The following is a 14,277-nucleotide window of genomic DNA, read 5'->3' as shown; positions in this document are numbered from 1 at the left end:
GTATGACAAACATAAAGTTTCGCAAAGTTAGTAGTAACGACTTTAGTCGTTGCCGGCTAAAGCCCGCACTACGAACGTTGCAGAATCTACTTTTCGAGCGACTAGGGCGGTATGAGGCAGCGATCGATCGTGGACAAGTCGGATTGGGATTGGGCGGATAAAGCGCAGATCGCGGCGACCTTTGGGCAGGCAGCCTCTCGCTACGATCAGGAGGCCCATCTACAGCGCCAGTATGCAGAAAAATTAATGGCCTTTTTCCAGGCGAAGCATCTCCCTTTGCCGTCGGGGCGAATTCTGGAAATTGGGTGCGGGACCGGCTTTATCACCCAACAGTTACTCAAATATTTCCCCGATCGCACCTTGGAAATTACAGATTTGTCCCCCGCTATGCTGGCCTTTTGTCAGCAACAAGTTCAGCAACAAGTTCAGCAACAAGTGCAGATGGCCGCTTGCCAACCCACCCACATCCACTTCCGGCAAATGGACGGGGAGAGCGTGATAACACCACCCGAACCCTATGCCATGCTGGTCACGGGGTTTACGATTCAATGGTTTCACCATCCCCTCGCGGCTCTCCAGCGGTATCTACACTCGCTCCGACCGGGGGGTGTGTTGTTAGTGGCCTTTCCCGACGATCGCAGCTTTCCCGAATGGCGGTTGGCCTGTCAGACCCTGGCGCTGCCCTTTACCGGCAATCCGTTACCCGCCACCCAATCCCTGGTTGATGTCCTCAGGGATGCCTCTGTCCAGATCCACTTGCAGCAAGAGATGCCGTCCTGTACCTATCGGTGTGCAGCGGATTTCTTCCGAAGCTTAAAGGCGATCGGGGTCCATTACAGTACTCATGGACAGCGGCTAACAACGGCCCAATTCAGACAGTTGCTCCACTACCTCGATCGGCATGCCCAGCCCGTGGTGATGAGCTATGGGATCACCCTACTACTCGCCCAAGTTAAGCTAACTGAGGACGCTGATCATTAAAGGAATGCCTAGAGGATCAACTTCATGAACAGATCTGACTGGCCCGATCGCATTTTTATTACCGGTACCGATACCAATGTGGGTAAAACCGTCATGTCAGCCTTGTTGCTGGCCGGGACCAATGGCACCTACTGGAAACCGATTCAATCCGGTCTCGATACGATCACAGATACGGATTATGTGCGACAAGCCACTCAACTAGATGCGACTCATTTTCTGCCGGAACAGTTTCGCCTGACCCAGCCGCTTTCTCCCCATTTATCTGCCGCGATCGATGGGGTTGCAATCACCCTCTCTGACCTGCAATTACCCAGCCAGGTTACGCACGCTCCCTTGATCGTGGAAGGAGCCGGGGGATTAATGGTGCCGATTAACGATCGGCATTTCATTATCGATCTCATCGCCGCCTGGCAGTTACCCGTTTGCCTTGTGGCCCGTAGCACCCTGGGAACGATTAACCATACGCTCTTGGCGATCGCCCAACTCCGTCGCTACCAAATTCCCATCCTCGGTGTGATTGTCAATGGGCCAGAAAATATCGAGAACTGTCGCGCGATCGCTCACTACGGCCAAGTGAAAATTCTGGGAGAAGTACACCCTCTTGCTGAGGTTAATCCTAGCACCTTGAAACAGGCATTTTCTCAACTGAATTTTACTTAACATTAACTAAGGTTTTACCGGGACATCACCCATGCATCCCCATATCTGGTACCCCTTTTCCCAAGCAAAAACAGCTCTAGAACCGTTGAAGGTCAAAGCCGCCCAAGGCGTTTGGCTAGAGCTTGAAGATGGGCGGCGGATTATTGATTGCATTTCCAGTTGGTGGGTTAATCTCTATGGTCATGCCCATCCCAAAATTGCTCAAGCAATTTTTCAGCAGGCCCAACAATTAGAACATGTCATCTTTGCTGGGTTTACTCACGATCCTGCTGAGCAATTATCCGAACAATTGACTGCACTACTACCGGGTAACTTGAGTCGAGTCTTTTTCTCCGATGACGGGTCTACCTCAGTGGAAGTGGCCTTAAAAATGGCCTATCAATATTGGGTGAATTTGGGACAGAAGCGTTCAACCTTTATCGCCTTTGAGGGGAGTTATCACGGGGATACTTTTGGCGCAATGTCCGTGGGATCGCGATCGCCCTTTTCCCAAGCCTTTTCTGATCTCCTCTTTGAAGTTGAATTCATTCCCTTTCCTGCAACCTACCTTCAGGATCAGGAGGTATCCCTACGGGAAGCTCTGGTGATTAACCAGTTGGAGAATTGTCTGATTCAAAATCCCGATCGCTATGCAGCTATCATTATTGAACCTTTGGTGCAAGGGGCCGGTGGAATGCGCATCTGTCGGCCTGAGTTTATGCAGCAGCTTCGTCGCATTAGTCAACAGTTTAATGTCCTGCTCATTTTTGATGAGGTGATGACGGGGTTTGGTCGAACCGGAGCCGTGTTTGCCAGCGATCGGGCAGGCGTTACCCCCGACATTATTTGTCTTTCCAAAGGGATCACGGGGGGCTTTTTACCCCTAGCCGTAACGGTTTGCACTGAAACTCTCTATAACGCCTTTTACAGTGAGGATGCCCATAAAGCCCTTTATCACGGCCATAGCTATACGGCTAATCCCCTAGGTTGTGCAGCAGCCCTGGCTTCCTTAGAACTCCTAGCGGAATTTAAGCCCGCTTTTCAAGGGCTTGAAGCCAAGCATCTCAGCCACTTCCAAGCCCTACAAACCCTGCCCCAGGTCGAGAAATTACGGGTAATGGGAACGATCGCGGCAATGGATCTGATCACCCCCGCGACACCGGGCTATTTCAACCAGATTGCCCAGCCCTTCCGCCAAGCCGCGATTGCGCAGGGCCTACTCCTCCGCCCCCTCGGCAATGTTCTGTACCTGATGCCGCCCTACTGCATCACGGATACCCAACTCGCCGACACCTACGTCGGTATCCAAACCCTCATCCAAACCCTCATCCCCTAAACCCAACTTCATTCGACTTGGGGATTGACCCTATAACTGGGCCAGACTGACCAGATGCTCAAGTTGACTCGCTAAGAGGGTGGTGACCTGATGGGTCACGGGCAGGCTGTCGATCGTCATGCCAGCACAGAGCAGCATGAGGTAAAAGATGGAGTACTTGAACAGCGATCGTGCCAGTTGCAGATCGGTCGGATCTTGCAGCAACTCCCAGGCTTTTTTGATAAAGAGCGCCCCCAGGATCAGCGCGACCGCAGCATAAACTGGCCCACTCACTCCAAGGGGATAGGCCAGCCCTAAACTGACGGGAATCAGGATTAGGGTATAAACCAGAATCTGGCGACTAGTTGCCGCCTCTCCCACCACCACAGGCAACATGGGCACGTCCACCTTGGCATAGTCCTCCCGGATCATCATTGCCAAGGCCCAGAAATGGGGCGGGGTCCACAGGAAAATAATTCCAAAAAATAACCAGGCCGCCCAGCTCAGTTCACCGGTGACCGCCGCCCAACCAACCAGGGGAGGAATCGCCCCCGCCGCCCCCCCAATCACGATGTTTTGGACATGGTGGCGTTTCAACAGATGGGTATAGATAGCGACGTAGAAGACAATCCCTGACATGGCCAGTAGGGCACTGAGGAGATTCGCAACAATCGTCAGCAACCCAAAGGCCATCGCCGCCAACACCCCGGCAAAAATTAGGGCATCGCGGGGTTGAATCCGACCGGAGGGTAGGGGCCGGTGGGCAGTACGCACCATGATCGCATCAATATCACGATCGTAGAGGCAGTTAATCGTATTCGCCGCCGCCGCTGCCAGTGCGCCGCCCACTAAGGTGACCAGCAGGAGCAAGGGGTCAACTTCACCGTGGGCAGCCACCCACATACTGGCCGCCGTGGTAATCAACAACAACAGAATAATCCGGGGCTTGGTCAATTGGTAATAACTGCGTAGAACCTGGAGCAGGTTACGGTGATGGGGCAGCGGAGCCGTAAGAATTTCTTGCATGGCAATCTAACGCCTGAAAAACAATGAAGAATAAGGCGAGGAGCAAGGAAGTGAGGGTTGAAAAAATCCTGACGATTGTCTAGGAAGCAGGGCTGGACTCTAGGGCGGAATCGGGGGTCGCGATCGCAGGCGGTGCCCCCTGACCTAGGGGGGCATAGACATCTCGCCAAGCTAGGACAGTCAAGACGGTGAGGCTGGCCAGAAGCAGTGCTCCAATGGTTTGGTGCGCCACGGTTAGAGGTTCTACCTGTAGGTGTAGGCGGAAAGTGGCGACCCCAACCCCAATCTGTAGAACCAGAAAGAAAAGGGCCAGGTTGGCGGCTTGCCGTAGGGTGGGATGGAGCGCTGGCGTCCGCCATGCCATCACCACGACCCCCAGCGTGGCGATCGTGGGAGGGAGAACCCCAACGAGGTGACTATTCATCACGGTACACAGTTCAAACCCAGCGAAACACTGGTGCGCGGCCCAGCGGGAGGCCACAAGACCGCCCAACAGACATTGCAAATAGACCAAAACCGCCGTTGTTAGGCCCAGCCAGGGCAGCTTAGTCGCTGTTCCCATGGGCTGGTAGGGCATCAGGCTGCTGGCCAGAATCAGCAAGGTGATTAAGAACAAAAGGGCCGTGCCCAAGTGCGCGGTCACAATATCGAAGCGGAGTAGCTCGGTGACCGTTAAACCACCCAAGACGCCCTGGAAGATAATCAGACCCAGGGCTAATGTTGCTAACCACGGCACCCAACGGGGTAGATCGCGGCGATACCACCAACTGCTAGCCGCCAGTACGATCGCCAGGATTCCCAACAGGGCCGCATCCAGGCGATGGAACCACTCCAGAAAAACCTGTAAGTTCATCTGCTTAGCGGGGACCAACTGACCGTAGCACAGGGGCCAGTCCGGACAGGCCAGTCCGGCATTCATCACCCGTGTGGCACTGCCGATCGCCATTAACAACAACGTCGCAATCACCATCTGCTGCACCAATTGGTAAATCCGCATGCACGGGGTTGGCTGATCCGACGAAGCGGGGGGGGTCTGTGGGAACACAGCATGGAACATCGGCAATCTCTCGAAGTCTTAAAAGCAGTTGCGAAAATCGAATGGCAAGAATGATCGCAATAATAGGTAACAACAGAATGAGTAATTGCCCACACTGACTTAGTCAAGGGGTAGACAAGTAAAAGCAGGCAAACCTCCGTTAACACTGTAATCAATCCCTTGCCGGAGGGGCTTAATTTCGGAATTTCTTTGGAATTTTTTTGGTTTTTCTTAAGATTTCCTCAGTAACATATATTTGTTGTTCTTGAAGAAACCATACAAATCTGGGATCGGAAGTTGCAATCGCTACCAATTTCTGCGCCGGGCGGGTTACTGCCAGCGATCGGGTGTCCCGTCGGTGATTGGGATGAGTGTTGGGTAAGCGGGGATACAGCCGTTCCCTCCCTAATGAAGTACTGTCAAGCCTTATAAACAAGGGGCTTAAGCCCCTTGTCTCTACCTCACGATGGAAGTGCTGTACAGCCCCTAGGGCCGCAGCGCCATTGATGGTACTGGCGGGTGCTAGGCGGGCAATCCTGATCCCAAAGAAAAAAGAAAAGCTAAAGAAACTCCCAGGATTTCAAGCTATTCCCTGGAGGCAAATGGATACACTAATTGAGACACTGCATTGCATTCATCTTTAAGTAACCGTGCTACCCCACCATGCAAACTCCGAAAGAAACGGTTCCCACCTCCCTGCTCACCCTAACCCTGGGAGTCATTGTTACCCTCTTCAGCCTTTGGTTTGGTCAGCATCACGGCCTGATGCCGGAGGAGGTTTCTAAGCAGGCCCCCCTCGTGGATCGTTTTTTTAACCTGATGATGACGATCGCGGCAGCCCTCTTCCTCGTGGTTGAGGGAGCCATTATCTTTGCGGTCATTCGTTTCCGACGCAAACCGGGTGATGATACGGATGCACCCCCGATTCACGGTAACCTGCCGCTGGAAATCTTCTGGACCGCGATCCCCGCCGTGATTGTGATCGGTTTGGGCCTCTATAGCGTTGAAATCTATGAGGAAATGGGTGGCTTTGAGCAGTCGGGGCAAGGCATGATGATGTCCCACGCCGGCCACCACCGTCCGGCCACCGTATCCGAGGCTAAGCCTGCGTCGCTGAGGGGCAGTGCGATCGCCGCTCCCCTGCCGCTGAGTGCCCCCAGGTTGGACACGGGGACGGAACCGGTCCTCGCTGATAAGGGGGAGGGGAACGAAAAGCCGGATGTCCCTGGTCCCAAATATGGGTTTGGCGCGACCCCTGATGTAATGGGCAAACCAGCGGATCTTGTGGTAGATGTGATGGGCCTGCAATATGCCTGGATTTTTAACTATCCCGACAGTGGCGTTGTCAGTGGTGAGTTGCATGTGCCAGTGGGTAAAACAGTGCAACTCAAAATCACCGCCCAGGATGTGATTCATTCCCTCTGGGTGCCCCAATTCCGCATAAAACAAGATGCCCTGCCGGGTCAACCCTCCCAACTCCAGTTCGTGGCAACGAAGCCAGGGTCCTATCCGATTATCTGTGCGGAACTGTGTGGTTCGTACCACGGCTCCATGCGCTCCCAGGTCGTTGTCCATCCTGAGGCAGAATTCGACGCATGGTTGCAGGCGCAAATTGCCCAGCAGGCTGATGCCACTGCCACCGTTGCCCTCACGCCAACGCCAGCTAGTGATGCGGAGTTCCTCACCCCCTATGCCCAGGAAATGGGCGTCACCCAGGATGTCCTTACCCAACTGCCCCGCTAGGGTGTGTATTGGGCTAATAGCCACCTCCGCATGGTTGGCTTTCCAAATGATTTGATGTGAACAGTATTATCCTCCAGACTTATGACCCAATCTGATGCGTCTATGCCTGTTGCGGCAGCCATGCCGACGGGCCATCACCACCCCCAAGCCTGGAAGTGGTACGACTATTTCACCTTTAATACGGACCATAAGGTGATCGGTATCCAATACCTAGTCCTGAGCTTTTTCTTTTATCTAATCGGCGGCTTGATGGCAGTTGCCATGCGGACGGAATTGTCCACGCCCGATCCCGATTTCCTTGATCCGGGAGTTTACAATGCCCTGATGACCAACCACGGTACCATCATGATTTTTTTGTGGATTGTGCCGGCGGCGATCGGGGGTTTTGGCAATTTTCTGATCCCCCTGATGATCGGGGCGCGGGATATGGTCTTTCCCAAGCTCAATGCGATCGCCTTTTGGTTGAATCCACCCGCCGGGTTGTTACTGCTAGGTAGTTTCTTTTTTGGGGGGTCCCAAACCGGTTGGACGGCCTATCCACCCCTCAGTTTGATTACCAATAATACGGCCCAGTCCATGTGGATTCTCAGCATTGTGCTCGTGGGAACTTCTTCCATTTTGGGTGCCCTGAATTTCATTGTTACCCTCTGGAAGTTCCGGGTACCGAGCATGACCTGGGATCGGCTACCGCTGTTTTGCTGGGCGATGCTGGCCACTTCCACGCTGGCCCTTTTTTCCACCCCAGTCTTGGCGATCGGGCTAATCCTGCTGCTGTTCGACATCAACTTCGGCACCTCATTTTTCAAACCTGATGCCGGGGGTGATGTGGTGATTTACCAACACCTGTTCTGGTTCTATTCCCACCCGGCGGTGTATCTGATGGTCCTACCGATCTTCGGCATTATGTCGGAGGTGATCCCAGTCCATGCCCGCAAACCTATTTTTGGCTATAAGGCGATCGCCTATTCCAGCTTGGCCATTTGTATCGTTGGTCTATTTGTGTGGGTACACCATATGTTTACCAGCGGGACTCCCCCCTGGATGCGGATGTTTTTCACGATTTCAACCCTGATTGTGGCTGTGCCCACCGGGGTAAAAGTGTTTAGCTGGGTGGCAACCCTGTGGGGGGGCAAAATCCGCCTCACCAGCCCGATGCTTTTTGCTGTGGGTCTCCTCGCCATGTTTGTCATGGGGGGGCTGAGTGGCGTCATGCTGGGCAATGCGCCCTTTGATGTCCATGTCCACGATACTTACTTTGTCGTGGCCCACTTCCATTACGTGCTGTTTGGCGGGTCTGTCTTCGGTCTCTATGCCGGGATCTACCACTGGTTCCCCAAAATTACGGGGCGGATGTATAACGAGACCCTGGGCCAAATCCATTTTGTCTTGACTCTAATTGGGACTAACTTGACCTTTTTACCCATGCACGAATTGGGCCTGAAGGGGATGCCGCGTCGGGTGGCTATGTATGATCCGCAATTTACGGATTTGAATGTCATTTGCACGATCGGGGCCTTTATTCTGGGGATCTCGGTCTTGCCCTTTTTCTTTAACATGGCCTGGAGTTGGTTCTATGGAGCCAAGGCCGATGGTAACCCCTGGCAAGCATTGACCCTGGAGTGGACTACGGCATCCCCACCCTTGGTGGAGAATTGGGAGGTACTGCCTACCGTGACCCACGGCCCCTATGACTACGGCATGGGCTATGGCGAAAAGGCACCTGTTTAGTTAGGGCACAAGTCATGGATGGTGGGATGGGCCTCTGGCAGGCGGTTGAGGACTAGTCTCTGGCAGGCGGGACGCCTACCCCACCAGAAATTGGCGCAATGGCTGACAGGTGAGTATTGGTCTCTGGCTGGTGAGGACTAGTACAGCGAACATAAAGTTTCGCAACGTTGGTAGTAACGACTTTAGTCGTTGCCGGCTAAAGCCAGCACTACGAACGTTGCAGAATTTACTTTTCGAGCTACTAGTCTCTGGCAGGCGGGACGCCTACCCCACAAAAGATTGGCGCAATGGCTGACGGGTGAGGTAGGGCATCAGACAGGATACTTGATAGGACATTGGTATAGGAGGTCAAAACGATGCAAGGCTCAACAGTTGATACCCATACCCCGATCGCGACGAGGGGTCATGGTGCCCATGAGGGCGAACACCCTGACTACCGGCGACTGGGCCTATTAATTTTTCTCGTCTCGGAATCGCTCATGTTTGGCGGGCTGTTTGCCACGTATTTAATCCTGCGCAGCGATGCGCTTGCCTGGCCACCAGAAGGAACCGAGGTTGAGTTACTCTTACCTGCCATCAACACCATTATTCTGGTATCCAGTAGCTTTGTGATTCATCAGGGTGATGCTGCGATTAAGGCCGGCAAGGTCGGCGGGCTTCGGCTTTGGTTTTTGCTAACCGCCGCAATGGGAGCCACCTTCTTGGCCGGTCAAGCCTATGAATACTTAACCCTTGGCTATGGCCTCAGTAGCAATATTTTTGCTAATTGTTTCTATTTGATGACTGGATTTCACGGCCTGCACGTACTGGTGGGAATTTTATTAATTCTGGGCGTGGTCTGGCGATCGCGGCGTCCGGGTCATTACGATGCAACGAAGCATACGGGGGCAGAGATGGCCGAAATCTATTGGCACTTTGTTGATATTATCTGGATCATTCTATTTGGCCTGCTCTATATCCTGACCCTGTTCTAAGCAGGGAGTGGCACGAGCAGAATACGGGTAGTAGGCACAACTAAAGTCGTCACGACAAACTTGGGTAAGGTGTCTGACGCTCTTGAGTGCCCCAATCCTTTGATCCATTGCTAGCAACGTTGATCTGCCTAACCGTACTCCCCAGAACACGCATCTACCCGTGAGGGTCGTTATACTGAACGATACAGGCTGCTGGTGTCGGTCTGCATCCCATCGGCTCAAATGGTAGAGACTGCGCGTGAATACACATTCTGAGGTGCAACGCCGCAGCCGTCCTCACTTTGATCGCCAACTACGGCGACTACAGCAGGATGTGCTGCGCATGGGAGCATTGGTCGAGAACTCTTGTTGGTTAGCCCGACAGGCCCTCTTTGAACGTGATCTCCCTGCCGCCGACGCGATCGCCCGTCAGGACAAACAAATCGATCAGTTTTACCGCCAAATCGAACTGGATTGCGTCAGCATCATGGCCCTGCAATCCCCCGTTACCCAAGATCTGCGGCTAGTCAGTGCCATTATGCAATTGGTGCGCGATCTCGAGCGCATTGGGGACTATGCCAAAGACTTGGGTGAAGTGGCTATCAAGTTATTCCCCTATCCGCCCCATAGCTGTCTGCCCCAGGTCCAGATCATGCTCGATCGTTGTCGGGCCATGTTAGCCCTAAGTCTAGCCGCCCTGTCGGATCTGGATGCCCAGTCGGGTCTGGATATGAAGGCGAGGGATGACACCGTTGATGACGACTACGATCGTCTCTACCAACTGTTGGCAATCCAATACGATGTCCCCGGTGCCATTGAACCGATCGTGTTACTGGTGCTGACGATTCGTTATTTAGAACGCATGGCCGATCACGCCACCAATATTGGGGGGCGGGTTGCTTATATTGTGACCGGTCAACGGAATTAGGGCCACGACGATCGCTGGACAATCTCCTTGGCCGATCGGGTCCATTCACCGTTATTTGCCGGGTCTCGGCCCCCCTAGTGCCCTGTCAGGCGCGTTGCAGATACCGTTTCGCAAGGTTCGTAGTCACGACTTTAGTCGTTGCTCGCTAAAGTCAGCACAACCAACCTTACGGAATTGACTTTTCGACCGACTAGAGCGTTAAGCCGCCATCCGTAAACATTTGGGCCAGATCTTTCCCCATGAGTTGATCCTGGCAGAGCAGACTGAGACAGCGCTTGGCAAACCCCTCATCCTTTTGGATTTTATCGATCAGGAATTGCTTCACGGAATCCGGGTTAATGGCCTTGGGCGCATAGAGTTTTTCAACCTCCGCTAGGGTACGGGTGAGGAACGGATCTTGGGTACCCACCTCATCTTCGTAAATAACCTCCTTGCTCACCCATTCCCAATCAACCCGCTGAATCCAAAACTTTTCGTCCGTATAGATCGAGTTCACATTCAGCGTCAGATCGTCCGTCACCCACCAGTAGGTTTCCGAGTCGTCAAAAATGGCTCCATCCACGCTGTTGGGCAAGCCCACATGACGACCGGAAAATGTCCGAATATTCACATTGGCATTGGCCGTGGTGCGATAGGCTAACTTGAGCCGTAGATACAAACCTTCAGCCTCATACTTGTTTTTCCGAGGTAGCAATGAGAAGAAGCTAATGGCTGCCCCTGCGCCATAAATCTCAATTAAACCTTGCCAGCGATCGAGGTACCAGTTATCCCCATAAATGGTTGCATCCACGGCCCACGCCGTCCCACTTTGGCCCAACACATCCGGAACTTCCGCAAAATAGGGACGCGGCATAACGGTCTTACGAACGCGGGGGAAAAATTCTCTTTGGACTTCCATTGAATACCTGCGATGGCTCAAAACTTGCTTACCCCAATTGTATCGACTTGCGAGACCGAAAAAAGCGCGGTTTGCCGGGATGCCTGCCCGCGCCGATCCCGAGCGCAGCTAGGATGACTCAGGTTGCCAGCAGGGCCGTAATAACCGCTTGGGCGATCGTTTCGGTTCCGTCCTGGGCGATCGCGTTGCGCCCCAAACGCGGGGGGTGAGGCGGTTCGTGCAAAAAGGCCCAGTTACCCTGGTTGAAGGCCGCTGGCGTGAGGATTTGGTGCTCGGCATAATCCTGAATCCCGTTGATCAGGAGCGCCGCCTCGGCAAAGTCATCGCGGGTGAGGGTGACGATCGGAACCGCCAGCCGACAGGCTTCGGCAAAGGTACTAAATCCCGGTTTCGACACCACCCGGCCACACAGGGGCATGAGGTCCACCGGACGCAAACGCCGCAGATCAACCCCATTGGCCCGCACCTGGATCGCGGGTCCCTGCACTGAAATCAGATTGGGCAGGGCCGGGGCTTGGACATCAAAGGTTAAAAATTGCCAGTCCGGGAACGCCGCTAACCCAGCATAGGGAATGCCTTGCAACCCTAAACCGCCAAAGGTCAGCAGTACCGTCCGTTCCGGTGGCGCCCTTAGCCCTAGTAACCGTCGCAGAACATCCAGGTCATAGCGTGGGGTTCCGCCCGTCAGGCCCACATCCGTAATCTGGGGAAACGCTGCCATCGCTTCGTGAAAGGGCAGGCGAAACAGGCGATCGCACTGCTGGTAACACGCCGCCATCCAGTCCGCGATCGCGCTAAACCCAGCCCCCCAATCGCGATAGATAAAGTCCCAACCAAAATTACTCATCATCCAGCACGGAATGCCTGCCCGCTGGGCAATGACCGCCGCTAGGGGCGGGATATCCGCCAACACCAGGCGAACCCGATTCTGCTCAATAAACCCCACTTCCGCCGCCACGATCGCCGCCTCACGGGCACGAATCGCCGCCAGCTTGGCCAGGGTAGCCGCCTTATCCATCGTCAAGCTATCCGTCTGCACGACGCCCACATCAAAACTGCGGGGACGGTGGATAAAGTGCTCAGTCAGAGCAGACTCCAAAAGCCAACGGGGAGCCGTCGTCACCAGGATCGGCAGAATCTCCGGGCAACGGGCCTGAATCGCTGCCACCACCGACAGGGTACGGGTGGCATGACCAAACCCATGATTTGTAATCGCCACATACAGCGTGGGCCGCGCCTTGACCATAGAAGCATTCTCGCTAAAATTATTACAATAAAAACAAGTTTCTAAACATTACTTAATGGTTTGGGTTGAGGCCATGACGCAACTTTGCGCTGAGACTGTGACAGGAAATTATTGCACCTGGCGTGGCCAACGGCTCTACTACGTTCAAGCGGGGACGCCCCGGTCCCCGCACCCGCCCTTACTATTGGTGCATGGCTTTGGTGCGTCAACGGATCACTGGCGCAAAACGATCGCCGGTCTCCAGGACGAGTTCGAGATCTGGGCCATTGATTTGCTAGGCTTTGGGCGATCGGCCAAACCGAACTGGTCGTATAGCGGCGATCTCTGGCGCGACCAATTGCACGACTTTATCACCGATGTGATTCGGCGACCTGTGATTTTGGTGGGCAACTCCCTGGGGGGCTATGTCTCCCTTTGTGTAGCGGCCCAACGTCCGGAAAGTGCCTGTGGCCTAGTCTTGCTCAACAGTGCGGGGCCCTTCAGCGATAGCGAACCGACCCCGCCGCCCTCTCCTTGGCAAACCCTGCTGCGGCAAAGCCTGCGGACCCTGTTCCAACAGGATTGGGTCAGTTACCTGATTTTCCAATACACGCGGCGACGATCGACCATCCGCAAAACCCTGCGCAAGGTCTACGTTGATCAAACCGCTGTCACCGATCAATTGGTCGAGGATATCTATCGTCCATCCTGCGATCGGGGCGCAGCCCAAGTTTTTGCCGCCGTCTTCCGCACCCCCCAAGGAGAGTTTGTCGATACCCTCCTGCACGATCTATCCCATCCCCTGCTGCTGCTGTGGGGCGAAGGAGATCCCTGGATGAATGTTGCCCAGCGTAGCGCCCGCTTCCGCCAACACTACCCCCAGCTCCAGGAATATTTCCTCCCGGCGGGTCACTGTCCCCACGACGAAATCCCCGATCGCGTCAACCAACACCTGCGGGATTGGGTCGTCACCATCACCGGGTAGTCCTTGGCGGCTGCCGTGCCATCACGGGGTCAGGGTTTACCGCTTTTGGCATTAATCCGCTACACTGGGGGCAGAAGCAGGCGGCTTGCGGGCTGTCTGATTCGCTTCATGGGAATAGATTTTCATGAGGAGTGGGTGCAGCCCACTTTTTTATTGCCCAATTCTAAGTAATGGCCCAATTCTGAGCTTGTTATTATCCAAGTGCGATTGCCCACGTTGTTGCCCAAGTGCTGTTGCTTGTCCCAATTGCTTGCCCGTCCCGGAGTGGTGCTATGACCCATCCCCTCGTTCCCCAAATTCTGGCCCTCGCGACCCCGATCGCGCAAACCCTTGGCTTGGAAGTGGTCGGGGCGGTCTTCCATACCAACCAAGCGCCCCCCGTCTTACGGGTCGATGTGCGTAATGCCCAGGGAGACACCGGGTTAGACGACTGTGAAGCCATGAGCCGTGCCTTGGAAGCTTGCCTCGACGCCGAGAATCTGATCTCCGAACCCTACGTGCTTGAAATTTCCAGCCCTGGCCTGTCCGAGACCCTGAGCAGCGATCGCGACTTTACCTCCTTTCGGGGATTTCCAGTACAAGTGGTGGTTGATCCCCCCCACGATGGCCAGCGCCACTGGCAAGGACGGCTGATCCGCCGCGACGAGGCTGCCGTATACCTGAATCAACGCGGGCGCACCCTGGCCATTCCCCGGGACTGTGTTCAGCAGGTCCAACTGATCGAAGCCGAGACGGATTAGGTCGGCGACCCAGCCCCCGGTAACGCTAGGGGAAGCAGGACACCTTAACAGGGACACATCCCGCCACCCCCCGATTGCCC

At 54.5% G+C, this 14,277-nt stretch carries 13 protein-coding genes; 9 read left to right on the top strand and 4 right to left on the bottom strand.

Going from position 1 to position 14,277, the window contains the following annotated elements; all coding sequences use genetic code 11:
- The first annotated feature begins 111 nt into the window (after positions 1–111).
- Genes ACWIUF_RS04990 through bioA form a run of 3 tightly spaced genes read left to right on the top strand, consistent with a single transcriptional unit; the run spans position 112 to position 2,956 of the window.
- Positions 112–981, top strand: coding sequence for a methyltransferase domain-containing protein (locus ACWIUF_RS04990; RefSeq protein WP_448571157.1), 870 nt, complete (start codon positions 112–114; stop codon positions 979–981).
- Positions 982–1,005: 24 nt separating this feature from the next.
- Complete coding sequence (gene bioD / locus ACWIUF_RS04985) at positions 1,006–1,641, top strand: dethiobiotin synthase (protein WP_448571156.1); 636 nt, start codon at positions 1,006–1,008, stop codon at positions 1,639–1,641.
- A 31-nt stretch (positions 1,642–1,672) separates the two neighbouring features.
- The gene (gene bioA, locus ACWIUF_RS04980) at positions 1,673–2,956 is read left to right on the top strand and encodes an adenosylmethionine--8-amino-7-oxononanoate transaminase (protein ID WP_448571155.1); all 1,284 of its coding nucleotides are present in this window, start codon (positions 1,673–1,675) and stop codon (positions 2,954–2,956) included.
- A gap of 30 nt (positions 2,957–2,986) precedes the next feature.
- Here bioA and ACWIUF_RS04975 read toward each other — a convergent pair whose 3' ends face one another.
- Positions 2,987–3,961 (bottom strand): heme o synthase, encoded by a 975-nt coding sequence (locus tag ACWIUF_RS04975; RefSeq protein ID WP_448571154.1) that lies wholly within the window; start codon positions 3,959–3,961, stop codon positions 2,987–2,989.
- 79 nt (positions 3,962–4,040) lie between these two features.
- A complete protein-coding gene (locus ACWIUF_RS04970; RefSeq protein WP_448571153.1) occupies positions 4,041–4,958 on the bottom strand; it encodes a COX15/CtaA family protein in 918 nt (305 codons plus the stop codon).
- Positions 4,959–5,660: 702 nt separating this feature from the next.
- Between ACWIUF_RS04970 and ACWIUF_RS04965 the strand changes: the two genes are divergently transcribed.
- From ACWIUF_RS04965 to phoU, 4 genes are all read left to right on the top strand, one after another.
- Positions 5,661–6,740: a cytochrome c oxidase subunit II gene (locus ACWIUF_RS04965; protein WP_448571152.1), complete on the top strand. Its 1,080-nt coding sequence runs from the start codon at positions 5,661–5,663 to the stop codon at positions 6,738–6,740.
- An 81-nt stretch (positions 6,741–6,821) separates the two neighbouring features.
- The gene (gene ctaD / locus ACWIUF_RS04960; protein WP_448571151.1) at positions 6,822–8,468 is read left to right on the top strand and encodes a cytochrome c oxidase subunit I; all 1,647 of its coding nucleotides are present in this window, start codon (positions 6,822–6,824) and stop codon (positions 8,466–8,468) included.
- Positions 8,469–8,824: 356 nt separating this feature from the next.
- Positions 8,825–9,442: a cytochrome c oxidase subunit 3 gene (locus tag ACWIUF_RS04955; RefSeq protein ID WP_448571150.1), complete on the top strand. Its 618-nt coding sequence runs from the start codon at positions 8,825–8,827 to the stop codon at positions 9,440–9,442.
- A gap of 238 nt (positions 9,443–9,680) precedes the next feature.
- Positions 9,681–10,349: a phosphate signaling complex protein PhoU gene (gene phoU, locus ACWIUF_RS04950; protein WP_448571149.1), complete on the top strand. Its 669-nt coding sequence runs from the start codon at positions 9,681–9,683 to the stop codon at positions 10,347–10,349.
- Between the two features lie 190 nt (positions 10,350–10,539).
- Here the strand turns inward: phoU and ACWIUF_RS04945 are convergent, their stop codons facing one another.
- Together ACWIUF_RS04945 and ACWIUF_RS04940 are read right to left on the bottom strand one after the other, a co-directional pair.
- Positions 10,540–11,202, bottom strand: a complete 663-nt coding sequence (locus ACWIUF_RS04945; RefSeq protein WP_448571148.1) for a hypothetical protein — start codon at positions 11,200–11,202, stop codon at positions 10,540–10,542.
- Between the two features lie 163 nt (positions 11,203–11,365).
- Positions 11,366–12,493, bottom strand: a complete 1,128-nt coding sequence (locus ACWIUF_RS04940) for a glycosyl transferase (protein WP_448571146.1) — start codon at positions 12,491–12,493, stop codon at positions 11,366–11,368.
- Between the two features lie 73 nt (positions 12,494–12,566).
- Between ACWIUF_RS04940 and ACWIUF_RS04935 the strand changes: the two genes are divergently transcribed.
- Positions 12,567–13,457, top strand: a complete 891-nt coding sequence (locus ACWIUF_RS04935) for an alpha/beta fold hydrolase (RefSeq protein WP_448571145.1) — start codon at positions 12,567–12,569, stop codon at positions 13,455–13,457.
- A gap of 272 nt (positions 13,458–13,729) precedes the next feature.
- Entirely contained in the window at positions 13,730–14,197 is a 468-nt protein-coding gene (rimP, locus tag ACWIUF_RS04930; RefSeq protein ID WP_448571143.1) for a ribosome maturation factor RimP, read from the top strand.
- The last annotated feature ends 80 nt before the right edge of the window (positions 14,198–14,277 follow it).

Source organism: Trichothermofontia sp. (assembly GCF_053493415.1).
This window is presented reverse-complemented; position numbering and strand designations above follow the sequence as displayed.